Origin of the sequence: Nocardia sp. NBC_01388 (assembly GCF_045040085.1) — a bacterium.
Classification (GTDB): Bacteria; Actinomycetota; Actinomycetes; order Mycobacteriales; family Mycobacteriaceae; genus Nocardia.
Genome location: NZ_CP109553.1, coordinates 8,282,413 through 8,307,594, shown reverse-complemented (window position 1 = coordinate 8,307,594; position 25,182 = coordinate 8,282,413). Strand labels below are relative to the sequence as shown.

General features: G+C 67.2%; 25 protein-coding genes and 1 tRNA gene. 11 read left to right on the top strand and 15 right to left on the bottom strand.

Annotated features, from left to right (window positions below):
- Nucleotides 1–37: 37 nt before the first annotated feature.
- The 3 genes from OG716_RS39230 to OG716_RS39220 form a co-directional block, all read right to left on the bottom strand.
- Nucleotides 38–1,540, bottom strand: coding sequence for a condensation domain-containing protein (locus tag OG716_RS39230; RefSeq protein ID WP_405135247.1), 1,503 nt, complete (start codon nt 1,538–1,540; stop codon nt 38–40).
- Between the two features lie 149 nt (nt 1,541–1,689).
- Nucleotides 1,690–1,878 (bottom strand): hypothetical protein, encoded by a 189-nt coding sequence (locus OG716_RS39225; RefSeq protein WP_405135246.1) that lies wholly within the window; start codon nt 1,876–1,878, stop codon nt 1,690–1,692.
- Between the two features lie 74 nt (nt 1,879–1,952).
- Nucleotides 1,953–3,128, bottom strand: a complete 1,176-nt coding sequence (locus tag OG716_RS39220) for a cytochrome P450 (RefSeq protein WP_405135245.1) — start codon at nt 3,126–3,128, stop codon at nt 1,953–1,955.
- 34 nt (nt 3,129–3,162) lie between these two features.
- On the opposite strand from OG716_RS39220, the gene OG716_RS39215 reads away from it, so the two are divergent.
- Nucleotides 3,163–3,975, top strand: a complete 813-nt coding sequence (locus OG716_RS39215) for an SAM-dependent methyltransferase (protein WP_405135244.1) — start codon at nt 3,163–3,165, stop codon at nt 3,973–3,975.
- 210 nt (nt 3,976–4,185) lie between these two features.
- On the opposite strand, the gene OG716_RS39210 is transcribed toward OG716_RS39215, so the two are convergent.
- The 3 genes from OG716_RS39210 to OG716_RS39200 all read right to left on the bottom strand — a co-directional run bounded on the left by OG716_RS39210 (nt 4,186) and on the right by OG716_RS39200 (nt 6,858).
- Complete coding sequence (locus tag OG716_RS39210) at nt 4,186–4,623, bottom strand: hypothetical protein (protein WP_297614430.1); 438 nt, start codon at nt 4,621–4,623, stop codon at nt 4,186–4,188.
- Nucleotides 4,620–5,471 carry a hypothetical protein gene (locus tag OG716_RS39205; protein ID WP_405135243.1) on the bottom strand — a complete coding sequence of 284 codons (852 nt, stop codon included), beginning with the start codon at nt 5,469–5,471 and terminating at the stop codon, nt 4,620–4,622. The genes OG716_RS39210 and OG716_RS39205 overlap by 4 nt, the downstream gene beginning before the upstream one ends.
- A gap of 313 nt (nt 5,472–5,784) precedes the next feature.
- Nucleotides 5,785–6,858: a polyprenyl synthetase family protein gene (locus OG716_RS39200; RefSeq protein WP_405135242.1), complete on the bottom strand. Its 1,074-nt coding sequence runs from the start codon at nt 6,856–6,858 to the stop codon at nt 5,785–5,787.
- Nucleotides 6,859–7,277: 419 nt separating this feature from the next.
- On the opposite strand from OG716_RS39200, the gene OG716_RS39195 reads away from it, so the two are divergent.
- Nucleotides 7,278–8,486, top strand: a complete 1,209-nt coding sequence (locus OG716_RS39195; RefSeq protein WP_405135241.1) for a UDP-N-acetylglucosamine--N-acetylmuramyl-(pentapeptide) pyrophosphoryl-undecaprenol N-acetylglucosamine transferase — start codon at nt 7,278–7,280, stop codon at nt 8,484–8,486.
- A 182-nt stretch (nt 8,487–8,668) separates the two neighbouring features.
- On the opposite strand, the gene OG716_RS39190 is transcribed toward OG716_RS39195, so the two are convergent.
- Nucleotides 8,669–9,199 (bottom strand): PaaI family thioesterase, encoded by a 531-nt coding sequence (locus tag OG716_RS39190; protein WP_405135240.1) that lies wholly within the window; start codon nt 9,197–9,199, stop codon nt 8,669–8,671.
- 54 nt (nt 9,200–9,253) lie between these two features.
- On the opposite strand from OG716_RS39190, the gene OG716_RS39185 reads away from it, so the two are divergent.
- Together OG716_RS39185 and OG716_RS39180 are read left to right on the top strand one after the other, a co-directional pair.
- Complete coding sequence (locus OG716_RS39185) at nt 9,254–9,733, top strand: winged helix-turn-helix transcriptional regulator (protein WP_405135239.1); 480 nt, start codon at nt 9,254–9,256, stop codon at nt 9,731–9,733.
- 85 nt (nt 9,734–9,818) lie between these two features.
- Nucleotides 9,819–10,175 carry a ribosomal subunit interface protein gene (locus OG716_RS39180; protein ID WP_355118492.1) on the top strand — a complete coding sequence of 119 codons (357 nt, stop codon included), beginning with the start codon at nt 9,819–9,821 and terminating at the stop codon, nt 10,173–10,175.
- A gap of 16 nt (nt 10,176–10,191) precedes the next feature.
- On the opposite strand, the gene OG716_RS39175 is transcribed toward OG716_RS39180, so the two are convergent.
- Nucleotides 10,192–11,067: a response regulator transcription factor gene (locus OG716_RS39175; RefSeq protein ID WP_405135238.1), complete on the bottom strand. Its 876-nt coding sequence runs from the start codon at nt 11,065–11,067 to the stop codon at nt 10,192–10,194.
- Between the two features lie 62 nt (nt 11,068–11,129).
- Between OG716_RS39175 and OG716_RS39170 the strand changes: the two genes are divergently transcribed.
- The 4 genes from OG716_RS39170 to OG716_RS39155 all read left to right on the top strand — a co-directional run bounded on the left by OG716_RS39170 (nt 11,130) and on the right by OG716_RS39155 (nt 15,823).
- Nucleotides 11,130–12,782 carry an AMP-binding protein gene (locus OG716_RS39170; protein ID WP_405135237.1) on the top strand — a complete coding sequence of 551 codons (1,653 nt, stop codon included), beginning with the start codon at nt 11,130–11,132 and terminating at the stop codon, nt 12,780–12,782.
- Nucleotides 12,779–14,494, top strand: coding sequence for an AMP-binding protein (locus OG716_RS39165; protein ID WP_405135236.1), 1,716 nt, complete (start codon nt 12,779–12,781; stop codon nt 14,492–14,494). Before OG716_RS39170 ends, OG716_RS39165 begins: the two co-directional genes overlap by 4 nt.
- Nucleotides 14,495–14,539: 45 nt before the next feature.
- Nucleotides 14,540–14,734 carry a hypothetical protein gene (locus OG716_RS39160; RefSeq protein WP_297614420.1) on the top strand — a complete coding sequence of 65 codons (195 nt, stop codon included), beginning with the start codon at nt 14,540–14,542 and terminating at the stop codon, nt 14,732–14,734.
- 333 nt (nt 14,735–15,067) lie between these two features.
- On the top strand, nt 15,068–15,823 hold the full coding sequence (locus OG716_RS39155; protein ID WP_405135235.1) for a phosphoribosyltransferase: 756 nt from the start codon (nt 15,068–15,070) through the stop codon (nt 15,821–15,823).
- 92 nt (nt 15,824–15,915) lie between these two features.
- On the opposite strand, the gene OG716_RS39150 is transcribed toward OG716_RS39155, so the two are convergent.
- Nucleotides 15,916–16,173: a hypothetical protein gene (locus OG716_RS39150; protein WP_405135234.1), complete on the bottom strand. Its 258-nt coding sequence runs from the start codon at nt 16,171–16,173 to the stop codon at nt 15,916–15,918.
- 31 nt (nt 16,174–16,204) lie between these two features.
- On the opposite strand from OG716_RS39150, the gene OG716_RS39145 reads away from it, so the two are divergent.
- Entirely contained in the window at nt 16,205–16,507 is a 303-nt protein-coding gene (locus OG716_RS39145) for a hypothetical protein (protein ID WP_405135233.1), read from the top strand.
- On the opposite strand, the gene OG716_RS39140 is transcribed toward OG716_RS39145, so the two are convergent.
- The 3 genes from OG716_RS39140 to OG716_RS39130 all read right to left on the bottom strand — a co-directional run bounded on the left by OG716_RS39140 (nt 16,497) and on the right by OG716_RS39130 (nt 17,887).
- Nucleotides 16,497–17,291, bottom strand: coding sequence for an alpha/beta fold hydrolase (locus tag OG716_RS39140; protein WP_405135232.1), 795 nt, complete (start codon nt 17,289–17,291; stop codon nt 16,497–16,499). The two genes, OG716_RS39145 and OG716_RS39140, sit on opposite strands and share 11 nt — an antisense overlap.
- A gap of 117 nt (nt 17,292–17,408) precedes the next feature.
- Nucleotides 17,409–17,657: a hypothetical protein gene (locus OG716_RS39135; protein ID WP_405135231.1), complete on the bottom strand. Its 249-nt coding sequence runs from the start codon at nt 17,655–17,657 to the stop codon at nt 17,409–17,411.
- Nucleotides 17,658–17,814: 157 nt separating this feature from the next.
- Nucleotides 17,815–17,887: transfer RNA gene (locus tag OG716_RS39130), tRNA-Ala, on the bottom strand.
- Between the two features lie 127 nt (nt 17,888–18,014).
- On the opposite strand from OG716_RS39130, the gene OG716_RS39125 reads away from it, so the two are divergent.
- Together OG716_RS39125 and OG716_RS39120 are read left to right on the top strand one after the other, a co-directional pair.
- Entirely contained in the window at nt 18,015–19,964 is a 1,950-nt protein-coding gene (locus OG716_RS39125; RefSeq protein WP_405135230.1) for a DUF222 domain-containing protein, read from the top strand.
- A 666-nt stretch (nt 19,965–20,630) separates the two neighbouring features.
- Nucleotides 20,631–20,951 (top strand): hypothetical protein, encoded by a 321-nt coding sequence (locus tag OG716_RS39120; RefSeq protein WP_405135229.1) that lies wholly within the window; start codon nt 20,631–20,633, stop codon nt 20,949–20,951.
- A 139-nt stretch (nt 20,952–21,090) separates the two neighbouring features.
- On the opposite strand, the gene OG716_RS39115 is transcribed toward OG716_RS39120, so the two are convergent.
- From OG716_RS39115 to pgm, 3 genes are all read right to left on the bottom strand, one after another.
- On the bottom strand, nt 21,091–21,831 hold the full coding sequence (locus OG716_RS39115; RefSeq protein WP_405135228.1) for a DsbA family protein: 741 nt from the start codon (nt 21,829–21,831) through the stop codon (nt 21,091–21,093).
- 83 nt (nt 21,832–21,914) lie between these two features.
- Complete coding sequence (locus tag OG716_RS39110; RefSeq protein WP_405135227.1) at nt 21,915–23,111, bottom strand: MFS transporter; 1,197 nt, start codon at nt 23,109–23,111, stop codon at nt 21,915–21,917.
- Nucleotides 23,104–24,744, bottom strand: a complete 1,641-nt coding sequence (pgm, locus tag OG716_RS39105; protein ID WP_405135226.1) for a phosphoglucomutase (alpha-D-glucose-1,6-bisphosphate-dependent) — start codon at nt 24,742–24,744, stop codon at nt 23,104–23,106. The genes OG716_RS39110 and pgm overlap by 8 nt, the downstream gene beginning before the upstream one ends.
- Nucleotides 24,745–25,182 lie beyond the last annotated feature (438 nt).

The window sequence follows — 25,182 nt, the reverse complement described above, 5'->3', positions numbered from 1 at the left end:
GAACGGCGGGGCGGTATCACGTATGCGGGGATGCCGCTCAACAGCCGGCGGGGCGGGGGCGGCCGGCGCGGCGGCTGCGGCGGCGGGGTGCGCTGTCGAGCAACGGTGACAGCGGGCCGTCGTACCCGGTGGCGATCAATCGGACTGTGGCGTGGAACTTTTCGACGAACCGCTCGGCGGTATCGCGGTCGAAGAGAGCGGTCGGGTAGAGGAAGGGGCCGTTGATGCCGGTGGGGGCGCCGGTGTGGTCGTAGTGCTCGGTCAGGCCGAATTCCAGGTCGTGTTTGGCGCGCACAACGCCGGTCGGGACCTCGGTCACCGTCAGGCCGCGACCGGTCACCGCTCCGGGCGGATCGGCCTCGGCGCGCTGCAGGATGAGGGTGGCCTGGAAGAGCGGATGGCTCGGGTCCTGCGGGAGGCAGCGCAGCAGCCGGGGATTGGAGGTGTCCGGATTCGCGAAGGCGGCCAGCGCAACCCGGCGCACCTGCTCGAGCAGTTCGGTCATATCGGCGGCGCGGTCCAGGCGGATGCGCATGAGGACGTCGTCGGCCAGATTGCCGACGATATCCGCGAGCAGGGGATCATCACGGCCGGAGACGGCGGTCGCCACCGTGACATCCGAGGATTTCGCGAAGGCCGCGACACTCACCGCGAAGGCGGTCTGGAGCATCATGAAGACACTCGAACCCACCCGCCGGGCGCGGCACAGCAGATCACGATGCACATCGGCGTCGAACTGCACCTGGACGAGATCCCCGGCGGCCTCGCGTCGGACCGAAGACGTTCTGTCATAGGGCAATTCGAGCGGCATCGGCCGGCCGACCAGATTATTGGCCCAGTACCGCAGCTGAGTGCTGGCGCGGCTGCACGGATCCTCGTACGCGCCCAGGTACTCGTGCTTCCACAGCGTGTAGTCGATGTAGTCGACCGGCAGCGGCGGCCAGGCGGGCGCCTGCCGCGCGGTCCGGGCGCCGTACGCGGTGACCAGATCCCGCAGCAGCGGCCCGATCGAGGCGCCGTCCAGGGAGATGTGGTGCACCACCAGAGCCAGCACCATATCCCGCGCGCCGAGCCGGTAGACGCGGGCCCGGATCGGCACCTCGGTGGCGAGATCGAAGGCGTCGCCGCTGAATTCGGCGAGCCGCTCGGTGAGCTCGCCCGCGAAACTGTCCACGACGGCCACCTCGATCCGCGCCACATCGGCGTCCATCACCACCTGGATGGGTCCGTGCGCGGTGGCCGGATAGCAGGTGCGCAGCGGTGCGTGCCGCCGCATCACATCGTCGATGGCGGCGATCAGCGCACCGATATTTACCGCCTGTCCACGAATGCGAAACGCGCGAGCAACATTCCAGTCAGCTGAGTAGCCTGCGGCGGCCGCATGCCACATACGTTCCTGCGCCGGAGCCAGCGGGATTCTCGGTGCGCGTCGCATGTGCCGCAAAGGCTTCGGCTCTGCGATGATTTGCAGGAATTCAGCGACGTCAGCGGGTTTACGACGCACCACCGGGCTCGTCCGGGCAGCAACCGGTGGGGACATCGACGCCGTCCTCTCAGCTGCCACGCATGCAGATCACCGCCGCCCCATAAATCCGGCAGCACTGCAGGACGACAGTCCGGCCACCGTAGCAAAGCCGAGGCTATTCTGGGCGGTCAGAAAAGAGACACAGACCACTAGCAGATGAACGTTTAGCGAGGGACCGTCACCGCGATATCGTCACGCACCGGACCGCCGCGCGGACCCGCGCCCCTGCCGACACGATCGCCGCGCACGATTTCGTCTGTGGTGCACAGAATCTGCTGCGATTTCAGGGACGAGCCACTGCCCGAGAGAAGAATGTGCGCACCGTCGGCCGGCACGACCTCGATCCCGGGCACCGGGCATGTCCATCGCATTCGGATTTTGCGAAATTCTTGCGCAGGTCGATGCTCGCGGTGCCCGGGAGCCTTGATCAGCGCAGGGTGACGGTGGTCGGCAGGCTTGCGAACCCGCGGTTGTTCGAGGAGTGGATGCGGCGCAGGCCGGATTCGTCGATCTCGAAGTCGGAGACGGCGGCGGCAATCTCCTGCAGGGCGATACGCAGTTCCAGCAGTGCCAGATTCGAGCCGAGGCAGTGGTGGCGGCCGCTGCCGAAGACCAGGGAGTCGCTGGTATCGCGATCCAGATCGAAGGCGTCCGGATCGGCGAACACCTCCGGATCACGATTGGCCGAACCGGTGAGCAGCAGCATGCGGGCGCCGGCCGGGATATCCGTGCCGTGCAGCGAAATATCCTCGGTGGTGGTGCGCAGCGCGCTCTGCGTCGACGGATCCCAGCGCATGGCCTCGTCGATCCAGTCCTCGGTGCGCCCGTCCAGGGCGAGACGGCGCTGATCGGGGTGAAGCCAGGCCGCATGCCAGGCATTGCCGAAGGTCAGCATGGCGGTCTCGATACCGGCGCCGACCAGCAGGATGAGGACGCCGACAATCTCCTCCGGCGTGAGCCGGTCATCACCGTCGGCGGCATCGAGCAGCCCGGAGAGCAGATCGTCGCGGCGCTCCTTACTGCGTTCGATGGTGAGCTCGGTGTAGTAGCCGACCAGCGCGCCGATGGCCTGCATGGCCTCGGGCCGCAGATCGGCAGACTCCTCATCGGTGTACATGATCTCCATGCCGAGCTTGCGAATCATTTCGCGATCGGCCTGGGGCACGCCGACCAGTTCGGAGATCACATCGGTCGGGAACGGCCCGGCGAAATCGGTCATGAGATCGAAGCTGCGGCGTTCGAGCAGCGGGTCCAGTACGCCGCGCGCGATCTCCTGTAGTCGCGGGGCCAGCGACTGCACCCGATGGGCGGTGAAGGCACGGGTCACCAGACCGCGCAGCCGCGTGTGCTTGGGCGGATCCATGGCGACGAAGGAGAAGAAGCGTTCCGCCTGCGGCCCCCAGAAGGCGGGCTCCATCCGCAGCCCGTTCACGCTGGAGAAACGCTCCGAATCCCGGAGCGCGGCCTGCACGTCGGCATGCCTGGAGAGCGCCCAGAAGTCGTCGGTATCGTTCCGGTAGACGGGAGCCTCGGTACGCAGCCTGGCATAGTGGGGATACGGATCGGCGTGAATTTCGAAGTCGTATGGGCTGTAGCGCGACATGAGCAAACACTAATCGAATTGGATTGGGAGCGTAGTGAACTCGGAATCGGCAGCGGAGCGCATCGACACCACCAAACCGCATCCGGCCCGGCGTTACGACTATTGGCTGGGTGGTAAGGACAATTACGCCGCCGACCGCGAGTCCGCCGACGCGGTGGCCGAGGCCTTCCCGACCGTCCGGCTGGCCGCGGTGGAGAACCGCAACTTCCTGCGCCGGGTGACCGCGTACCTGACCGCCGAAACGGGTATCCGCCAGTTCCTGGATATCGGCGCGGGCCTGCCCACCGCGGGCAATGTGCACGAGATCGCCCAGGGCATCGCCCCCGAATCGCGCATTGTCTACGTGGACAACGACCCCATCGTGCTGGTGCACGCGCGCACCCTGCTCGACAGCGCCCCCGAGGGCGCGACCGCCTATCTGGACGCGGACCTGCGCGATCCGGCGCACATCCTGTCCCATCCGGATCTGCTGGCCACCCTGGATCTGAACAAGCCGGTGGCGCTGATGCTGGTCGCCATCATGCACTTCTTCACCGATGAGACCCGCCCCTACGAACTGGTGCGCACACTCTGCGACGCACTGCCGCCGGGCAGCCACCTGGTCATGTCGCATGCCACCAACGACTACCTCGACGATGAGGATGTGGCCCGCACGCGCGAGGCCAATCAGCGCAGCGGAGTTCCCTTCCAGCTCCGCTCGAGCGCCGAGTTCGCGAAATTCTTCTCCGGATTCGACATGGTCGCGCCGGGCATCACCTCGGTGACGGCGTGGCGGCCGGACGAGTGGCGGCCACATCCGCGCGCGGAGGCCGTCTCCATGCTCGGCGGCGTCGCGCACATCTCTTAGCTCAGCGCCCGTCTCATGGCTCAGCGCACATCTCTTAGCTCAGCGCCCGTCTCATGGCTCAGCGCCCGTCTCATGGCTCAGCGCCCGCCTCATGGCTCAGCGCCCGCCTCCTGACTCAGCGCCCGCCTCCTGACTCAGCGCCCGCCTCCTGACTCAGCGCCCGCCTCCTGACTCAGCGCCCGCCTCCTGACTCAGCGCCCGCCTCCTGACTCAGAGCCTGCCGACGTCCTTCAGTACCCGCCGGGCCTGTGCGAACAGCATGCCGACATTCACGGTCTTGCGGCAGACGACCACGATGACCACATCTTCGCGACTCTCGGTGCGTACGAACAGGTGGGTCAGGTTATCGCTGTTGACCAGAATCTCCTGGAAATAGTGCCGGTCCAAGCGGACGCCGCGGCGCTCCTTCCAAATGTCCTCGATCATCACCACATTGCGGCCCTGGAACAGATCCAGGGTGGCCGCGGCGAGCAGATCGAGCACCTCCTGTGGATGATTGTCGACGGTCTCGACTGCCAGCAGCATTCCGGTGGTCATATCGATCGCACCGGCGGCCAGGCACTCCGGGACTTCCGAGCGCAGGGTCTTGACCAGAACTCCGATGCGGTCGGACAGACTTCCGGGACCTGTCGCGTTCGAGGTATTCATGGTGTCCTTTCTGATTTCCGCACGATGGCGGTCCGTTGATAACCACGGGTGGCGGGCTGCGGCGGGCGCGGCGGCAGCGTGTCATTGATGCCGCTGGCCCCGCGGTGGCGGCGCGGCAGCATCGATCTGGCCGCACCGGAGTGCGCGGTCTCGGCGGCCGGGGGCTGCGCGCGCTCCGGGGCGGCAATGCCGATGAGGTCGGCGTCGAGCATGCGGACGACCTCCACGGTCACCGCATACAGGCTGCGGCACAGCAGCATTGCGATATCCCGGCAACTGCGGCGGCCGTTCACCCAGAGCAGGATCTCCTGCCGCTGCGCGCTGCCGGGGGCCTCGAGCTCACTGCCGGGGCCGCTGAGCACCGCGCGGCCGCTGTCGGTGAGCACCAGGTGATTGCGATGCGGAGATACCCGGCCGTGCGCCAGCGCGGTCAGCCGCCTATCGGTCTCCAACAGCAATCGGGCCGGTTCGACGCCGGGTTCGCAGGTGTCCGGCTGCCCGGCCGGTTCGGGCAGGTCGTGCCAGCTGCACCCGGCGACCCAACCGGCGGTAATGGCGAAGGCGCCGTCGAGCGCCGCCATCAGGACGACCACCCGCATATCGGCCGCCCCGGCACAGCTGCGCCCGGGCCGGGAAAGTAGTTCGCGCACACCGGGTGCACCGGGCGAATCGACCGTGACAATGTGGCCCAGCCGGAAATGCAGATCTCCGCCCGGTTCACCGGACACACGCAATAGTCCGGTATGTCCGGATGTCGCGGCATTCAGCAATTCCCGCACCAATTCTCGGGTGGATTCCCTACCGAGCGCCGGCAATGCCCCGGACTCGACGAGAGGCCCCGTTGTCATGGTGGAACTCCTGAGAAAATTCAGCACGAATAGCGAAAAGCGCACGCCTGGTATGCATTAAGACGGTGACCCATATCGTGCTGAGTTACCGCGTGCTGGATATCCTGACAGTCCAGCAGTTTTGGAGCAACGGAATCCGGTGAATTGGTTACCAAAGTCCCATGGCGGGAGCGTCAACCGGGGTTACGGCAAAGTTTGCGGAAAAGCCTTGTCCAGCAACAAATACCGCCCGGTCGAATTATCGACCGGGCGGTAAATGGAACAAATAGGACAGTGTCGAACAAATGAGATAGCGCGCTTCAGGCGCTATCGCTCAGTGGTCGCGCTCGACCACACAATCCGCGAGTTGCAAAAGATCCTTCGCACGCCCGCCGTATCCGGAGATACGCGATTTGGCCGCCCGCACATGGCGGATCGATTCGGCCTGCGCCCAGCGCCTGCCACCGGCCCGCGCGATGAGATCGGCTGCGCGCACCGCGGACTGACCGTCCAGCGGCTCGCCCGAGCAGTACAGCTCGGCGAATTCGCGGCCGGCGGCGGTGCCCGATTCGAGCGCCACCACCACCGGCAGACTTCGCTTGTGCCGCAGCAGATCATTGCCGACCGGCTTACCGGTACGCGCCGGATCGCCCCAGATGCCCATGAGATCGTCCACCAGCTGGAATGCCACGCCCAGTTCGCGGCCGAAGTGATCCATGGCCTCGACCTCGTCCGGCCGGGCGCCGGCGCAGAGCGCACCCATGGCACAGGCGCAGCCGAGCAGCGCACCGGTCTTGTGCTGCAGGGTCTCCAGGCATTCGTCCAGTGTCACTTCGGTTTTCGTCTCTGCGGCACAGTCGGAATGCTGACCCAGGCACAGTTCGATGACGGCCTCCTCCAGCCGGGCGATACCGCTCAGCGCCGCGACCGGAGCGCCCGCGAGGGTCCAGATCGCCAAGCCGTGCATGGCATCACCGGCGAGCACCGCATCGTCGATGCCCCAGACCCGCCACACCGTGGGCCGGCCGCGCCGCATCTCATCGCCGTCCATCACGTCGTCGTGGATGAGCGTGAAGTTGTGCACCAGTTCGATGGCGGCCGCGGCATGCACGGCCCCTGTCGACCACTCCGAATCCACCCGCTTACCGGCGGCCCGCGCGGAGGCCAGCACCAGCGCGGGCCGCAGCCCCTTACCCGATTCGGCGACCGCCGCGACACCGGCGGCATTCCACCAGCCCAGGTGATACCCGATCGGAAGCCGTAGCTCCGCGGGCAGCGTATCCACCGCCGCCCGCAGCAGCGGTTTCGTCAATTGGTGTGCGCGAGTGAGGATCTGCGCCGCCCCGTCGCCCCCTTCCCAGGGCGTTCCGGTGTCGAATGCGGGATCCGCCGCTGCCGACGAAGTCATGGCCACCTCCGGTTACTCTTGGAAAACGTTGTCGCCGAATGAATCTCGTGGTCAACGAGTCGGGGATTCCTGGGGAGAAGGGCGAGGGGATCGCTCGGGGTGCGGGGCAACCAGCGGGGACCACGTGCAGGCCTTCATGCTCGGGCCCTCCCACTGGACGGATTGCACTGCTTACTGCACCACCATGATCGGAATCACATTCATGGTAAAGGCCCATTGGCTGTTAGCCAACACCTCGCAATCTCCCCAGACCGACCAGTACCTGCACGAGCGACCACCGGAGAGCGCATCGAGATAGCCTGAACCGGACGTGGCACCGGCCCCGCAACGGCGGAAGCCACCGCTCCGGCGGCACATCGTTGCGCCGCACACCCTTCCGGGTGTATTGCACAGCAACCGACATTCAGGAGGCTCGACACATGTCCGATTCCGCACTCGACCGCGCCGCGATTTTGCGGCGTGTCGGCGCGCACCGCGCCGTTCGCGTGATTGTCGCCGGGGGCGGCACAGGCGGGCACACCTATCCGGCGGTGGCGGCCGTGCGCGCGCTGCGCGATCTCGTCGCGGAGGCGGGCGCGACGGCGACGGTGCTGTGGGTCGGTACACCGGACAGTCTCGAGCAGCGGGTGGCCGCCGAGAACGAGATCCAGTTCACCGGCATCAAGGCCGGGAAGCTGCGACGGGATCGCAATCCGCTGCGCATGCTCAATGCCGCCAATGCCAAGGACGCGGTGCGCGTGCCGTTGAGCGTGCTCACGGCCCAGTCGGTCGTGCGGCGATTTCGCCCCGACGCGGTGCTGTGCACCGGCGGTTATGTCTGCGCGCCCATCGGCATGGCCGCGGCGCTGCGGCGACGGCCGCTGGTGATCCACGAGCAGACCACCGGCATCGGAAAGGCCAATCAGCTACTGGCCCGCGCGGCGGATCGCATTGCACTCAGCTCCGAAGCCTCCGTGGCGCTGCTGCCCGCGAAGGCTCGCGCCCGAGCGCTGGTCACCGGCAATCCCATTCGGCCCGAACTCGCTACCGGCGATGCCAAAGCCGCTGCGCCCGCACTGGAATGGACCGGCTACTCCCCCGAGCTGCCGACCGTCTACGTCACCGGTGGCGCACAGGGCGCAGTGCAGATCAACGACCTCATCGCGGAGATCCTGCCGGAGCTGCTGACCGTCGCCAATGTGATCCACCAGTGCGGACGGCGCTCCTACGATCAGGCGCGCGAGCGCACCGCCGCGCTGCCGGCCGAACTGCGCGACCGCTATCTGGTCCGCGATTTCCTCGGCGCCGAACTCCCCGATGTGCTCGCACTGGCCGATGTGGTCGTATCACGCTCCGGCGCAGGCACTCTCGCCGAACTGACCACCCTCGGCAAGCCCGCGGTCCTGATCCCCTATCCGCATTCCGTCGGCGGTGAGCAGATCCGCAATGCCCGCATTCTCGCCGAGCAGGGTGCGGCCCGGGCGCTCATCGGCGACGAGGCCACCGCCCCCGGACTGCGCACCGCGCTGTTCGAGCTGCTCACCGAAACCGATTCGCGCACCGCGGTTTCCGCCGCCGCCCGCGCCATGGGCCATCCCGACGCAGCGGAGCAACTCGCGCTGGCCGTGCTCGACCTCGCCACCCGCTGACACAACCCGCTCAGCTTCACGCAGTCCCAGCACGCTGACAGTCCCAGCTCGGCGGATCCGCTGACGATGAACAGTCAGTCGCACGGCAGCGGATTCGGCGCGCCCGACCGTGGTCGACTCCAGCTTCGGGTGCTGAACCGACTGCCGCTGAGGGGAATTCGACGGGCCGCCCGCCGAATCGATCAGCCTCCGAGGATCAGGCAGCTGCTTGTGGCGGTGGCGAGCAGGGTGCCTTCGGCGTCGCGAACATCCGCCTCGGCGAAGGCAACTCGTCTGCCCGGCTTGGTGACCCACCCGCGCACGAGTAGTTCACCGGTGTGAGCGTGGATGGGGCGCAGGTAGGTCACCTTGATCTCGATCGAGGTGTAGCCGACGTTCGCGGCCAGCGTCGTGTGCACGGCGCAGCCCGCCGCGGAATCGAGCAGGGTGCAGGCGACGCCGCCGTGCACCATGCCGATCGGGTTGTACATCGATTCGTCCGGGGTACAGGCGAAGACGACCTCACCGAAGCTCGCGCTCACCGCGCGCATGCCCAGCAGTCCGCCGATGGGTGCGCCCGGGATTTCGCCGTTCACCATGGCGGTGAGGTACTCCAGCCCGGTACGACCGGGGGCGGCCTCGAGCGAGACCTTCGGGTCGTGCCAGTACACGGTCTTGCTGCGCGGTTCACCCCAGGAGGCGGGGGCGGTGGCCGGTACGGTCGAGATCGTCATGAGGCCGACCCTAACACCCTGAGTTCATAATGTGAATGCAGATATACTCTGCGCATGGCACGGAACTGTTCGGTGGCGGCCGCACTACAGGTGATCGGCGAGCAATGGGCGCTGCTCGCCCTGCGCGAAGTATTTATGGGCGTACGCCGATTCGACGCCATCCAGGAGGCCACCGGTGCGCCGCGCGCCGTACTCGTCCGCAGGTTGCGCACCCTCGTCGAGGCCGGCGTGCTGGAACTGCACGACTATCGGGAACCCGGCTCCCGCACCCGGCAGGAGTACCGCCTCACCGAAGTGGGCCGGGAACTACAACCGGTCATCACCGCACTCATGCAGTGGGGGGACAAACATCTCGCCGGACCCGGCGGACCGCCGCTGTCGGTCCTGCACGCCGACTGCGGCGCACCCGTGCGCGCGGTACTCTGCTGCGCCGACGGACACCAGCTAGCCGATACCGGGTGGGAGATAAGTCCGGTTGTCAATCGGCAAAACCCGTCGGGGGCAATACCTTCCGGCGCGTCGCTCAAACAGTGATGTTCACAACCAACCGATCGGCCCGAGAGCGGGTAGTGTCGGAGACGTCAGCAAGTACTCGGCTATTCCAGAGTTTGGAGATGCCATGCAAATCCAGGTCTTCGCCGACAAGCACATCGGCGGCAGCGCGCCCCTCATCGAGCAGGCGCAGGACACCATCGGATCGATCCTGACCTATTACGCGGACCATCTCACCCGCGTCGAGGCCCACCTCACGGATGTGAACGGCCACAAGGGCGGGTCGGAAGACAAACAGTGCAATCTCGAGGCTCGGCCCAAGGGGCAGCCTCCGGTGGCGGTCCGCCACCGCGCCGCGACCGTCGAAGAGGCGTATATCGGCGCCGCCGAAAGCATGGCCCACCTGCTGGACAGCCGATTCGGCCGGCTACACCACACCAAGGGCGGGGACACCATCCGCCATATGCAGCCCGCTGAAATTTAGGGCAGGGCTGCAGAACTCAGGGCAATAAGCCCAGGCGGCGGGCTCGTACCACCGCTTCGTGCCGGGTATGCGCGCCGAGTTTGGTCATGGCACTGCGCAAGTAGCTCTTGACCGTCTCGGCGCGCAAGGAAAGCCGCAGCGCCGCTTCGATATTCGTGCAGCCCAGGGCGATCTGGGCGAGCACGTCGAGCTCCCGGGGCGCCAGCGTCACCTCCCGATCGGGGTCCGTCACACCGGACACCAAGCGCGCCAATCGCTCCGTGACGTCCCGTAATTTGTTGCGCGCCTGCGCATCCGAGACGGCGGGGGTGATACCGCGCAATTCCGCGTGCAGATCCCGGAGCTGTTCGGTGACCATCGCATCCGCACCGGACAGCAGCTGGGCCTGCGCCGCCTCGTGCGCCAGGCGCAGCCGGACCCGCCGGTCCACCTCATCGCGGATCGCGAGTTCCACGCTCAACCGGCGTCCGGCCTGCACCATTTCATCGGCGATCCGGTCCCCGATCGGACCGGACTCCCGATTCGCGACATACAGCACCGCGCGCGCCTCACCGCTCACCACCACGGGCACCGCGACCACCGCGCGCAGACCCTCACCGAGCACCGCGCCGTCGTAGTGATGCGTGATCGTCGAGGCCGATCGATAGTCCGCCACCGAGCGCGGCTTGCCCGTGGCCACCGCGCTCCCGCCCAATCCGGAGCTCGGCGCGACCGCCAGGCCCCGCATGCGGTTCGTTCGCGTTCCCACGAACTCGCTGAGCACCAGCGTGCCCGCATGCACCGCACCGCCGAAGACCACCGGCGCCTTGGACAGCGCGGCGAGCTGCCGCAGCTCGGACCGCAGTACGTCGCTGTCACGCGGACGCAGCAGCCCCTCGGGGGTCTGGCTCATCAGGTACCCCTTTCCGGGGGTAGTCGGTGCCGGAGTGTGACGTGAATCCTAGCCAAGTGAGCATGAGCATGGACCGGCTCCCGCCGGTGAGCTATTCCTTCGGGATCTGGGACGCGCCGCTGCTCGGCGATACCATCGGCACGAACCTCGACCGCACGGTCGCCCGGTTCCCGGATCGCGAGGCCCTGATCGACTACGCCACCGGCATCCGGTGGACCTATCGCGAGTTCGCCGCGCAGGTGAACGCGCTGGCGCTCGGGCTGCTGGCCACCGGGCTGGGCAAGGGCGACCGGGTCGGCATCTGGGCGCCGAGCTGCCCGCAGTGGACACTGACGCAGTACGCCGCGGCCAAGATCGGCGCGATCCTGGTGAACATCAATCCCGCGTATCGCGCACACGAGCTGCGCTATGTGCTGGAACAGGCCGGAGTTCACACGCTGATCGCCGCACCCGCCTTCAAGACCTCCGACTACAGCGCCATGATCGACGAGGTGCGGCCGGACTGCCCGGAACTGGAACGGGTGGTGCTGCTCGACAGCCCGCAGTGGCGGCGGCTGTTCGATACCGGGCGAGCGGGGGATCCGGAGCAGCTGACGCTCGCGCAGTCGGCGCTGTCGGCCGACGATCCGATCAATATCCAGTACACCTCGGGCACAACGGGATTCCCCAAGGGCGCCACCCTGAGCCATCACAATATTCTGAACAACGGCTACTTCGTCGGCGAGCTGTGCGGTTATACCGAACAGGACCGCATCTGCATTCCGGTTCCCTTCTATCATTGCTTCGGCATGGTGATGGGGAATCTGGCCGCGACCAGTCACGGTGCGGCCATGATCATTCCGGCGCCCTCCTTCGAACCGCGCGCCACCCTGGAAGCCGTTGCCGCCGAACGCTGTACGTCGCTGTACGGCGTGCCGACCATGTTCATCGCCGAGCTCGCCGATCCGGAATTCGACTCCTACGATCTGTCCTCGCTGCGCACCGGGATCATGGCCGGATCACCCTGCCCGACCGAGGTGATGAAGCAGGTCATCGATCGCATGGGCATGCGCGAGGTGAGCATCTGCTACGGCATGACCGAAACCTCGCCGGTCAGCACCCAGACCCGGGCCGGTGACACCGTCGAGCAGCGCACCGCCACCGTCGGCCGGGCCGGGCCGCATCTGGAGATCAAGATCGTCGACCCGGTCACTGGGCAGACCGTACCGCGCGGCGTCACCGGTGAGCTGTGCACCCGCGGCTACTCCGTCATGCTCGGCTACTGGAACGATCCCGGGAAGACCGCGGAGGCCATCGATTCAGCCCGCTGGATGCACACCGGCGACCTCGGCGCCATGGACGCCGACGGGTATATCGCGGTCACCGGGCGCATCAAGGACATGGTCATTCGCGGCGGCGAGAACATCTATCCGCGCGAGATCGAGGAATTCCTCTACAGCCATCCCGACATACTCGATGCCCAGGTGATCGGGGTGCCCGATGCCAAATACGGCGAAGAGCTGATGGTGTGGATTCGCATGCGCGAGAACACGACCCCGCTCACCCCCGAAACACTGCGCGAATTCTGCGCCGGACAGCTGGCCCACTACAAGATTCCCCGGTACGTGCACGTCGTGGACGAATTCCCGATGACCGTGACCGGCAAGATCCGCAAGATCGAAATGCGCGAGGTCGCCGTCCGGCTGCTCGAGCAGTCCACCGAGGAGCAGGCATGACCGAGTCGCACAGCGCCAATACCCGCGCCTACCGGACCGCCCGCGACCAGCTCGTCGCGGCCGCGACCGATTACCGCACGGCAGTGGACACCTTCGAATGGCCGCAGCTGACCGGCGTATTCAACTGGGCCACCGACTGGTTCGACGTCATCGCCCGCGGCAACGACCGCACCGCGCTGTGGATCGTCGAGCAGAACGGCGATGAGCAGCGCATCAGCTTCGACGAGATGGCCACGCGCTCGGATCGGGTGGCCACCTGGCTGGCCGGGCTCGGCGTCGGCAAGGGCGACCGGGTCGTGCTCATGCTCGGCAATCAGGCCGAACTGTGGGAGGCCATGCTGGCGGTGGCCAAGCTCGGCGCGGTCATCATGCCGACCACCGCCGCGCTCGGCCCGGAGGATCTCGCCGACCGGATCGGCCGGGGCGGTGCGGGATTCGTTCTCGTCAATGCGGCCGAAACCCCCAAGTTCGCCGAGGTGCCCGGTGACTACCTTCGAATCGCGGTGGGAGAGAAGGTATCCGGCTGGCACTCCTACTCAGATGCCGAAACCGTGGAGTCGAGCGGTCCGTTCACCGCCGTCACCGCGGTGGACGATCCGCTGCTGGTGTACTTCACCTCCGGCACCACCAGCAGGCCGAAAATGGTGCAGCACTCGCAGATCAGCTATCCGGTCGGCCATCTGACCACCATGTACTGGATCGGCGTGCGCCCCGGCGATGTCCACCTGGCCATCAGCGCACCCGGCTGGGCCAAGCATGCCTGGAGCTGCTTCTTCGCGCCGTGGCTGGCCGAGGCGACCGTATTCGTCTACAACTACGGCCGATTCGACGCCGCGGCGCTGCTGGAGCAACTGCGCCGGGCGGAGGTGAACACGTTCTGCGCGCCACCGACGGTGTGGCGCATGCTGATTCAGTCCGATCTCGGCGAGCGACCAGCCGGTCTGCGCGAAATCCTCGGCGCCGGTGAGCCTCTCAATCCGGATGTGATCGCCCAGGTCGAGAAGGCCTGGGGACTGACCATTCGTGACGGCTTCGGACAGACCGAGACCACACTGCAGGTGGGCAATATGCCGGGACAGCAGGTCAAGCCCGGTTCCATGGGCCGACCGGCCCCTGGAGTGCCGGTCATACTGGTGGACCCCCTGACCGGAGAACTCGCTGATGAGGGCGAAATCTGCCTCGACCTGGGCTACACTCCGGTCAACCTGATGACCGGATATTTGGGCGATCCGGAACGCAATGCCGCTGTCACGGCGGGGGGCTTCTACCACTCCGGTGATGTCGCCTCACGCGACGACGACGGATATATCACCTATATCGGCCGCACCGACGACGTCTTCAAGTCCTCCGACTACAAGGTGTCGCCGTTCGAGCTGGAAAGCGTGCTCATCGAGCACCCAGCCGTGGTCGAAGCAGCGGTCGTCCCGCAGCCCGACGACACTCGCCTGGCAGTGCCCAAGGCGTATGTTTCGCTCGCCGCCGGTTGGGAACCCGATCGCGAAACCGCCCGCGCCATCCTCGAATACGCCCGCGACCACCTCGCACCCTATCTGCGAGTGCGCCGCGTGGAGTTCGCCGAGCTACCGAAAACCATCTCCGGCAAGATCCGCCGCGTCGACCTGCGCCACCGCGAGGAGCAGGCACACGCGACGGGAACACCCATACCCACCGAGTACCGATACGAGGACATTCTCTCCGATCCGAAGCCGTAGTCCCTTACACCGCAACCTCATTCCGACGACCGATTGGAGCCTTGCGTGTTGCCCCACAGCGTGGAGACCGCCACCGCATACGTCATCGCCGCCCTCGAGGACAAGGGCACTGCAACGCGCGACGATTTCGACGTATCCGGCATCGTCAGCGCGACCCATCAAATCGCCGAGACGTGGGATTTCCATTCGGTGGACCGCGACCGGTTCTGGGGAATCGCCGCCACGTTCCTGAAACCGTGAACTGATCCGACTCTGCCGCTGCGCGGCAACCGGATTCGGCCGGCGCCCCCTGCAGGGACGCCGGCCGATCCCGCGGTGAATGCCCAGGCCGGGTCGTCGATCGGGCGTACACTGGAACTCTGCCTGCTATGAGTCTGTTCACCCAGCTCACGAACCGTGGCAGCTCACTGGAGAGGGCATCTGATGACGACGGTTCCTGAGCAGACGGCCCCCTTCCGGCAGCTCCCCTCCACGGCGCGCCTCCGGCCGAATAACCCTGGCGGGCACAGTCATCGAATACCCCTGCTGCGCTCGCCGTCGACAACGGGCTGACATTCACAGTCGGGGAAACGAATGCCGCCGTTCATGGACCGCAATGACGCGGGCCGGCAGTTGGCCGGACTGCTGGCGGCCTTTCGCGGCCATGATGTGGTCGTCCTCGCCCTACCCGGCGGCGGGGTCCGCGTCGCTCACGAAATCGCGGCCAGGCTGCATGTACTCCTGGATGTGGTCCTGGTGCAGCCGCTCGCCGTGGCCCGCTGCCCCGATCTCGTCTACGGGCTGCTCGGCGAAGAGCACACGCTGCTGATCGATACCGCCGCCGTGGCGCGCGGGCGGCTCGGCGATCCGGAACGCGAAGACACCGAGCTGACGCAATCGAAGATCCTGCGCCACAGCGCTTTCAGCTACCGGGGTGACTATCCGCGGGTGAGCCTGGAGAATCGCACCGTTGTCATAGTGGACGACTGCCTCACCGAGCCGGGCACGGTGCGGGACGCCTGCCGGATGGCGCGCATGCACGGAGCCATTCGCGTCGCCGTCGCCGTCCCGGTCGCGGGGCGGCAGGCGCTGAGCGGTCTGTCACCCTACGCGGACAAGATCGTCTGTCTCAATGCGCCGGCGCAATCGCCGACCGCCGGCCACTGGTATCGCGATGCCGCACCGACCACCAGCACCGACATCGCGTCGATGCTGGGTACGAATCATTCGGCCGCTGCCTCCGATTCGGCTGCCGCATCCGATTCGCCGGTGGGTTTACTGGGCTTCGACGGGGCCAGCCGGATCACGCCGGCATCCAGGTCGACGTCCATGCGCGGGCGATGGCCCTGACCGTCGCTGTCGCCACTGCCCTCGTCGTCCAGCTTCTTGCCCGGGAATAGTTCACCGATGACACCCACCCGTTCACCATAGCCCCGTGGTGGTCAGGATGGCTCCGAGCCTGCGCCGAGCGCATTCATGAGCTGCTGCTCGGTGATCGGCGGGACCGGCAGCGGATGTGCGGCCGAGGCGCGCAGGCCGTCGAAGACGAAGGCGAGATGGCGGCGCCAGGCGTCCGGGGCCAGCGTTCCCGTCGCCTCGACAATCCGGGTGTGCGCCCAGGTGATGAAGGCGATGTCCTCGAGTACCCAGTCGGCGCGCAGCACTCCGGCTTGCTGTGCGCGGGTGATGATTTCGCGCATTCTCCCATGACCGTCCTCGCGGGCGCGGGCGATGGCCGCGCTCGGGGACGAGGCAACCGCGCAGCTGGACGGGCGCACCGAGGCGGCGGTTCAAGACATTATCCGGGGCATTGCTCGCGACAGCGCCGTGGTCACCATCGCGCACCGGCTCTCCACGGTGATCGACGCCGACACCATCTGGTTGATGGAGGATGGTGCGCTGCGTGCCGACGGGACCCATGAGGAGCTGCTCGCCGGGGACGAGCTCTATCGTGAACTTGTTGCCGCGCTGCGCATTTCGGGGCCCGGCAGCAGTGCGCCCGGCACCGGTTCGGCGAGCGCGCTCAGCGCGTGAGGAATTCGTCGAGCGCGGCATTGACCAAGTCCGGAGCAGTCCAGTTCGGCGCATGGCCCGCGCCGGGAATCGTCACCACCGCACCGGCCGCGGGCAAGCCGGAAGCCAGCGCCTCGGACTTCTGCGCGGTGCTCGAACCGTCGAACTCACCGCGCAGAACCATTACCGGGCAGGTGATTTCGCCGAGGCGATCCACCAGCGACTCCCGTTCGATCAGGCAGGCCGCCGCCTGCCGGATCGCGGGCCGGTCACTGGCCGCCCACTTGGCCCGCCACGGCGCCTGATCGGCGAGTGTGCCGCCGATCAACTGGGCTGCCAGCCCGGGCGCCAACTCGTTCAGCGGCACCTCCGGATTGGTCCACGCATCGAACAGGTCGCGATAAGCCGCCTGCTCGGACGGGGTCGCCGCGCCGGCTTCGGTATCGAGCAGCAGCAGTGCGTCCGTGCGCTCCGGCGCCAGCAGTGCCGCGCGCAGTGCCACGTAGCCACCCTGCGACATGCCGGCCAGGATCGCGTGCTCGACCTCGGCGGCGTCCAGGACCGCGAGCAGGTCGCGAGCCGAATCCCAATAGGTGAAGGGAGCGTCCGGATCGGCGGTGGTGCCGCCGTGGCCGCGCGCGTCCCAGCACAGCACCCGGAAACCCCTGGATTCCAGGAACTCCACCTGCGGCGCGAACATCGACAGATCCATGAAGAATCCGTGGCCCAGTACTACGGTCGGCAGGCCTCGGCGACCGGAGTCGGTGTAGAACACGCGGGCACCACCGGTGCTGACGTACGGCATGGCGGTAGCGTAACCGCGCCGCTGTCGCGATGTCGCGACCGAAACACGGTCCGCTCAGTGCGCATTCCGGCCGCGCGAGCCGCTTGTAGTTCCGAACACCTTGGAGCGCAGGACTCTTCAGCCTTCGGTGGTCGTCCGGGAGTCGTGGTCGGCGGCGAGATGCGCGGCTACGGCCGCCTCGACCAGCTGTCGCCAGCCCGGATTGTCCTGGGTGGTCTTCTCGTCATGGAACCATCGGCAATCGGGGACAGGGCAGACGAATCGGTAGGTGCCGTAGTCGTCGATGCGACCACCGGGACTGAAGGGCCGTTCGTCCGCCGGCCTGATATCGCGGTGTTCGGCGAAGGCGCCAAGTTCGTCTCCCACCCGAGTACTCGATCACATACTGGTGCGCTGGTACCACTCACGAACCAAGCGGTACGCGATCCTGTGACCGCGGACACTTTCGAGCCCGGCGGGAGATGCGGCCCGAAAACACGAAAACCGCCCCGAGGGGACGGTTTCGGTGACGAAAACATTCGAGTGGAGCTAAGGGGATTCGAACCCCTGACCCCCACACTGCCAGTGTGGTGCGCTACCAGCTGCGCCATAGCCCCATGTTCAGTTCTTGTTCGCGAGGCGTGCCCCGCTTGCTTGAAAGAAGTTACACGACCTGCATAGAACAAACCAAATCGCCTGCACAAATGCTGGCGGCGACGATCTTCGCGGCGTAGGGTCGAACACATGTTCGATAGCGGAGAGGCGGAGGCGATGGGCGATGCGGAGCTGATCGAAGCGCTGCGACGGGCACACGGTGCGGCGGCGTTCGCGCAGGCGGCGGAGATCACGGCCATTCGGGAGGTGTATCGCCGGCATCGCGCCGGAAATGCCGAACCCGGGCCGGGCGGGATCCGGGCCGGCGAGTTCGCCGCGGCCGAAGTGGCGGTCGCGGTGCAGGTTTCCGAGGCGGTGGCGGCGGCGCTCATCGATATCGGGCTGGCGCTGGATTCACTACCGCAGACGCGGCTGGCCTTCGCGGCGGGGCGGATAGATCTGTCGCGGGTGCAGGTCATTACCGAGGCCATGCGCGGACTCGCGCGTGAGGTGCGAGAAGCCTTGGAGCCCAAGCTCATCGAGGCTGCCACCCGCTCCGATCCGAGCAGGCTGCGGCAGACGGCGCGGCGCTGGGTGATTCGCCTGGATCCCGACGGTGAACAGCGCCGGCGCGAGGCGCGCGAGTCCGACCGCGATGTGCGAATTCGCGCGGTGCACGACGGTATGGCGGTCTTCGACGGCCTGCTACCCGCCGCCGGCGCCCAAACCGTCGCCATGCGGCTGCGCGAGATGAGTCTGCAAGTGTGCGAAGACGATCCGCGCACCATGCCGCAGCGCCGCGCCGACGCACTGGTCGCACTCGCCGACGGCACCGGCCGCCTCCGCTGCGGCTGCACCCACGGTAAAAACTGCCCCCAGGCAGGCGCCCCCACCTCCCCCCGCCGTCCACTCATCCAGGTCGGCATGTCCGCCGAAACCCTCCTCGGCCTCCGCGACGACCCCGCCTTCCTCTCCGGCTTCGGCCCCGTCGACGCCGCCCTCGCCCGCACCCTCGCCGAACACGCCCGCTTCCAGGTAATCCCCGAATACTTCGCCCCCACCAGCGACGCGAACCAATCGATCGCATCCACCGCCGGCGACCCGAGCCCATCCGCCGCACCCGACCCGCGCCCATCGGCAACACCCCCCACCCGCGACCGCAATGCCTCCACAAGACCCACCCCTGACCTGAAGTCGTCGGTGACACCCGCCGACACGGACCCGAGTCCATCGATGGACACCCCTGGCGGCGACCAGACTCCTTCCGCGACGACCGCGATACCCGACCTGCTCCCATCGGCGGCACGCGCCAACGCGGACACGAATCCTTCGGCAGCGACCGCCGACAGCGACCCGAGTCCATCGACGGTGACGCGGATCGGGGGGCCGCGCTCGTCGGGGGCGCGGCGGAATCCGACTGCTCCGATGGCGCCGTGGGAACGTTCGGCCGGGCTGTACGAGGTGCCCGCAGATTCGGTTGCGCCCGAGGCGCTTCGCGCGGCGGCACGCCAGGCCGCGGGTTCCGGTGCGCCGGGCGCACATCCGGCGGGGTCGAAGCGCAATTCCGCAGCGGCGAAGGTTGAGGTATCGCCGCCGTTCTCGGCCGCTCCCCCGCGTGAGGTGCGCGCGTTCGACGGGCTGTGCCGCTTCCCCGGCTGCACCATGCCGGCCGCCGAAACCCTGCTCTCCCAGTTCGATTCGCTGCGGATGCGCCGCGCACCCCAGGCCAGCGCGGCCCCCCGCGCCGTGCTCTGCTCTCACCACCACCGCCTGAAAGCCCTGGCCGACAGCGGAAAACAACCCTGGCGCGTCTACCTCGCCGACACCGACCGCATGCGCTGGATCGACCCTTCCGGCGAATCCCACGAAACCATCCGCGAGGGTGCCCGATACCTCTTCCCCCACACCGATATCGACGCCCCCGCCAAACCACCCCACCGCCCCTACCGCCTCCCCGAAGAACCAACCCCCCTCCCCACCCCCGCAACCACCGACATCGCCTACCCCCTCGAAACCCACGTCCTACTCCACCCCCAGCTCTCCCGCTCCACCCCCGAAAACGACATCCCCACCCTCCCCGCCCGCCCCTCCCCCCGGTGAATCCCACGACCACCCCGGGCCGGCACACCCCGGCCCCCAATCCCACACCGCAACACCGCAACACCACCACGCCCCGGCCGACCTCCCTTGATTCCGAGCCGATCCGGCCGACCCATCTCGAACCAATTCGGGCGTTCGACCCCGAGCCGAACCGGTCGACCGGTCCAATTCGGCCTCAGCAGCCACACCTGGGCCGACCCAGGAAGCCAGCTCCAGGCTGCTCCGTGCACCGGATCTCACGTCGATCCGACCGATGCACCGCAGTTTCCATTCCACGAGGTCGGAGGCATGGCCAGCCCGACCCAGGAAGATCGCGACGCGAGCGCGGCCCTACGCGACCCGCACCTCGATGAGCCCCAGCCCTTCCCACCCCTGACCACGGACCCGTGCTGCCAGCTCGGTTCCCCGCCCGGGGTGCGGCTCTCCTGAGGCCCCGATGGGCCGCACCCCACCAATTCCTGCACACCCGATCCAGGGAGCCGTGACTGGCACGCGGCTCCCGCCCGGGGTGCGGCCAACCCAGCACCCCCGACAGGCCGCACCCCACCCAATTTCCTTGCCACCGTGCGATTCCACCTGCGACGCGAGCCCGCTCAGGCCCGGATTCCATGTGCGGCACGAGACCACTCAGATGCGGGCGTCCCGGCTGGCCTACATGCTGGGGAGATGGATCACAACGCGAATACTGCTGCCGGCGAAGGCACCGACCCATTGCTGCTGGAGGAGCGGCGGGCGCTGCTGCGGGAGCGGCTGGACGGATTCCGTAGGGATGTTTCGGAGCTGGCGGCGGCCTATCGGGCGCTACCCGATGCCGGACTGCTCATCGATACGCCGGGGATAGGCGCGCTCACGACGCCCCGCTATTGCATCGCCGGGGCGGCAGAGGTTTTCGATGAGGCGCTCATCGAGTTGGATGCCGCCGCTGATGCTCTCCGGCGGGCCGGTGACTACACCAGCCGGCTGCGCCGCGCAGTCATCGATGGGTGATCGGCGTGGTGGGCGCCCGTATTGACCGAACAGCCCGTGTCCAAGTCGCACACCCCCAGGTGGGGGCCGCGTGGTTCAGACACGGGCTGTGGCACTGGTCGGAGCTGGCCGATGGGCAGCGGGTGGGGCGTGTTTCGGATTACTTGGTGGCGTTGATGACCCAGTCGGATTTGTTGACGTCGATCTTCTTGTCGTTGACGAAGACCGAGGGGGTGGCTACGCGGTCGCCGGAGGCGGAGGTCAGGGCCTTCATGGCGGCTTCGGCGTGGTTGCGGGCGGAGTCGAGGCGGTCGGCGGTGGTGATGCATTTCAGGGTGTCGTCGGTGGCGCCTGCGTCTTTGGCGATGGTGGCGAGGTCCTGATTGCTGTGGTCGGGGCCGCCCTCCTCGGGCTGCTTGGTGGTGAACAGGAGGGTGTGGAATTTGGAGTAGACGGGGCCGTCACCGGCCTGGGCCACGCATTCGTTGGCGGCTACGGCGCGAGTGGAGTAGTCCTTGCTGCGCGAGCGCGAGTCCAGGAAGTTGACGAGGCGGTAGCGCACCGCGAGCTTGCCCTCGTCGACCTGCTTGGCGATCTCCTGGCCGTAGGTCTTCTCCAGCTGCCCGCAGGCGGGGCACAGTGGATCCTCGTAGACGTCAATGGTTTTGGTGGTCTGGGATTGGCCCAGCACGATCGCGCCGTCGGAGTCCATGGCCACCGTCACGCCGGGATTGTGCACCGGGCCGTATCCGTCGTCGCGTACCGCAACGCTGCCACTGTCGTTCCACTGATACAGCGCGAAGATGACCAGGGCGACCACCGCCAGCGCCACGCCGGCTAGGGCGTACGTGGTCTTGCTCGATACCGGCTGCGGGGTGTGTTTCGAAGACGGTGCGCTCACGCGCAACACTCTGCCGCACCGCCGCCGAACGCGCCCACCCACCCCCGCAACTCATATCCGGCGCGGGCGGACTGTGGCATTCGCTACGCCGGGGCCGGTTCCTTGCGGCGCAACGTTTCCGGCACCACCATCCAGGCGGCCGAGGCGGTGGCGAGAATAATGCCGGTCACCCCGAGCGCCACCCCGTAGGAAACCTGGTCGGCGAGAGTACCGATCAGATACGGCCCGAGGAAGGTGCCCAGATCCGCGGACATCTGATACCCCGCGAGCACCGGCCCACCGCGCACACCGGGGCCGACGATATCGGCCACCGCTGCCTGCAGGGCCGGGGAGAACATGCCGGAACCGATCCCCGCGATACAGGACGCGACCAGCAACCACGGGAACGTCGGCGCGAGACCCAGTCCCGCGGTACCGATCGCACAGATCAGCGTGCCCGCGATCAGGAAAGGCCTGCGGCCCAGCCGATCCGACCAGCGCCCGGACAGGAACAGCACCGACGCATTGCCCGCCGCGAAAACGGTCAGGGCGATACCCGCCAGCCCCGCATCCTCCTTCAGCACCTCCACCACGATGAGCGGCACCAAGGCCATTCGCACACCGAACACGGCCGCGCCATTACCGAAGTTCGACCACAGTGCCGCTCGATACTGCGACTTGGCCAGCCCCTCCCGGAAGGTCATGACCGCCGTACCGCTCGCGGCCTCCGGCACCGCCAGATGCGAATTCCGCAGCGCCGCAAACACGATGAAACTCGCCACCAGCAGCGCACAGCAATAGATGATGAACGGCGCCCGCAACCCCAGGAAAGACAGCGCGCCACCCACCAGCGGCCCACTGATCGAACCGATCAGAAAGCTGGTCGAGTACACCCCCGACACCCGCCCGCGCTCCAGCGGCGGCGAGATGCGGATCACCAGCGCCAGCGAGGACACCGTGAACATGGTGGACCCGATACCGCCGAGCGACCGCAATATCAGCAGCTGCCAATAGGTCTGGGCGAAGGCGCACGCACCGGTGGAGATGGCCACGATGATCAGACCGGTCAAATACACCGGCCGCTCGCCCAGCCGCTGCACCAGCCGCCCGCCCAGCGGCGCGAACAGCAACCGCATCAGGGCGAAGGCGCTGACGATGAAGGAGGCGGCCGCGACCCCGACCCCGAAGCTCCGGGCGAACTGCGGCAGCGCGGGAGCGACGAGCCCGAATCCGATGGCAATGGTGAAGGCGGCCCCCACCAGTACCCAGATCTCTACCGGCAGAGGCTTGGATCTACGCACCGGATAGTGCCTGTCCCACCATCTCTTCCGCGGCCGCCTGCACCTGCGCGAGATGCTCCGGCCCTTGGAATGATTCCGCGTAGATCTTGTACTTGTCCTCGGTGCCGGAGGGCCGGGCCGCGAACCAGGCGTTCTCGGTGGTGACCTTCACCCCGCCCAGCGCCGCGCCATTGCCGCGCGCACGGGTCTGGATTCCGGTGATGGGCTCGCCGGCGATCTCGGTCGCAGTGATCATGTCCGGCGTCAACGCCGCCAGCCGCGCCTTCTGTTCCACGGTGGCGGTGGCGTCGACCCGGTTGTAAGCCGGACTGCCGTAGCGCTTCTCGAGTTCGGAGTAGCGGGTGGACGGACTCTGCCCGGTGACGGCGGTGATCTCCGCGGCCAGCAGCGAGAGCAGAATGCCGTCCTTGTCGGTGGTCCACACGGTGCCGTCCTGGCGCAGGAACGAGGCGCCCGCGCTCTCCTCACCGCCGAATGCCAGGCTGCCGCTGAACAATCCGGGCACGAACCATTTGAACCCGACCGGCACCTCGTAGACATCGCGCCCCAGCACGCTGACCACGCGATCGATCATGGACGAGGTCACCACCGTCTTGCCGATCTTGGTCAGCGCATCCCAGCCCATCCGATTGGCGATCAGATACTCGATCGCCACAGCCAGATAGTGGTTCGGATTCATCAGGCCCGCATCGGGAGTCACGATCCCGTGCCGGTCGGCATCGGCATCATTGGCCGTGGAAATGTCGTAATCGTCGCGAATCGCGACCAGTGAGGCCATGGCGTATCGCGAGGACGGATCCATCCGAATCCGGCCGTCGGCATCGAGCGTCATGAAGCGCCAGGTCGGATCGACGAACGGATTGACCACCTCGAGTTCGAGGTCGTATCGCTGCCCGATCTCCTCCCAGTAGTCGACACTCGCGCCGCCCATGGGATCGGCGCCCAGCCGAATCCCCGCGCCGCGAATGGCATCCAGGTTCAGCACATTCGGCAGGTCGCCGACATAGCGATCGAGATAGTCGTAGCGTTCGACCTTGGTGACCAGCGCATGCGCCAGACTGGTGCGCCGCACCTCGGCGAGCCCACCGCGCAGCAGCTCGTTGGCGCGCGCGGCAATGGCATCGGTGGCGACCGTATCGGCCGGTCCGCCGTGCGGCGGATTGTATTTGAAGCCGCCGTCACGCGGCGGATTGTGCGAGGGCGTGACCACGATGCCATCGGCCTGATGCCGCGTGCCGCCGCGATTGTGGCGCAGCACGGCATGACTCAAAGCCGGTGTGGGCGTGTACCTGTCACGCGCGTCGATCATGGCTGTGACGTCATTGGCGGCGAGCACCTCGAGCGCGGTGGTCCACGCGGGCTCGGACAGCGCGTGCGTATCGCGGGCCAGATACACCGGACCGGTGATGCCGCGGGTGGCGCGATACTCCACGATGGCCTGCGTAATGGCGAGGATATGCGACTCGTTGAACGCGCAGTCGAGGCTGGAACCGCGGTGCCCGGAAGTTCCGAAGGCCACCAGCTGCGAGGGATCCTCCGGATCCGGAATCCGGCTGTAGTACGCCGTCACCAGATGCGCGATGTCCTCGAGGTCTGCGGCACGCGCCGGTCGCCCGGCTCGATCGTGCGCCATGCTCGCGGCTCCCTTCCGTATCGCCTGTGCCCGGCTGGTCATCAGCATCACGACCACACCTGCTGCCCCGGAGAGGCGTAGGTGTCCTGCCGCGCAGAGGCGTGGGTGTGCTGCCTCGGCGAAGCGATCACGACGTTCGCCACCGCATAGCTGTCAACGCCCTCCTGTACCCGTCGAACCGTTGTGCAGCCGAAGGTACTGAACGGAGTCAGCATCCGGGTGCCCAGTGGGAAGACACTATCGAATCGACTGCCCACCGCGCGATCCGACGGTTGCCGGCGTCCTTCCGTCTCATTCATCGCCTGCCCCCAATCGTCGAATCGTCGCCGTATCCCCGAAGTTGCCGAGCGCAATCGCGCCCGCTTCACGGTGTGCCCATTTCCGGCCCGATCCAAGCAGTGTACGAACTTCCGCCGCCGACGTGGAGAGGGTCGCGCG

Coding starts and splice junctions, on each gene's coding strand:
- OG716_RS39140 (WP_405135232.1), bottom strand. CDS start 17,291: ATGCCGTACGTCAGCACCGGTGGTGCCCGCGTGTTCTACACCGACTCC.
- OG716_RS39185 (WP_405135239.1), top strand. CDS start 9,254: ATGGCACGGAACTGTTCGGTGGCGGCCGCACTACAGGTGATCGGCGAG.
- OG716_RS39120 (WP_405135229.1), top strand. CDS start 20,631: ATGGATCACAACGCGAATACTGCTGCCGGCGAAGGCACCGACCCATTG.
- OG716_RS39155 (WP_405135235.1), top strand. CDS start 15,068: ATGCCGCCGTTCATGGACCGCAATGACGCGGGCCGGCAGTTGGCCGGA.
- OG716_RS39125 (WP_405135230.1), top strand. CDS start 18,015: ATGTTCGATAGCGGAGAGGCGGAGGCGATGGGCGATGCGGAGCTGATC.
- OG716_RS39190 (WP_405135240.1), bottom strand. CDS start 9,199: ATGACGATCTCGACCGTACCGGCCACCGCCCCCGCCTCCTGGGGTGAA.
- OG716_RS39200 (WP_405135242.1), bottom strand. CDS start 6,858: ATGACTTCGTCGGCAGCGGCGGATCCCGCATTCGACACCGGAACGCCC.
- OG716_RS39170 (WP_405135237.1), top strand. CDS start 11,130: ATGAGCATGGACCGGCTCCCGCCGGTGAGCTATTCCTTCGGGATCTGG.
- pgm (WP_405135226.1), bottom strand. CDS start 24,744: ATGGCGCACGATCGAGCCGGGCGACCGGCGCGTGCCGCAGACCTCGAG.
- OG716_RS39195 (WP_405135241.1), top strand. CDS start 7,278: ATGTCCGATTCCGCACTCGACCGCGCCGCGATTTTGCGGCGTGTCGGC.
- OG716_RS39165 (WP_405135236.1), top strand. CDS start 12,779: ATGACCGAGTCGCACAGCGCCAATACCCGCGCCTACCGGACCGCCCGC.
- OG716_RS39205 (WP_405135243.1), bottom strand. CDS start 5,471: ATGACAACGGGGCCTCTCGTCGAGTCCGGGGCATTGCCGGCGCTCGGT.
- OG716_RS39210 (WP_297614430.1), bottom strand. CDS start 4,623: ATGAATACCTCGAACGCGACAGGTCCCGGAAGTCTGTCCGACCGCATC.
- OG716_RS39180 (WP_355118492.1), top strand. CDS start 9,819: ATGCAAATCCAGGTCTTCGCCGACAAGCACATCGGCGGCAGCGCGCCC.
- OG716_RS39150 (WP_405135234.1), bottom strand. CDS start 16,173: ATGCGCGAAATCATCACCCGCGCACAGCAAGCCGGAGTGCTGCGCGCC.
- OG716_RS39220 (WP_405135245.1), bottom strand. CDS start 3,128: ATGTCGCGCTACAGCCCATACGACTTCGAAATTCACGCCGATCCGTAT.
- OG716_RS39175 (WP_405135238.1), bottom strand. CDS start 11,067: ATGAGCCAGACCCCCGAGGGGCTGCTGCGTCCGCGTGACAGCGACGTA.
- OG716_RS39230 (WP_405135247.1), bottom strand. CDS start 1,540: ATGTCCCCACCGGTTGCTGCCCGGACGAGCCCGGTGGTGCGTCGTAAA.
- OG716_RS39145 (WP_405135233.1), top strand. CDS start 16,205: ATGGCCGCGCTCGGGGACGAGGCAACCGCGCAGCTGGACGGGCGCACC.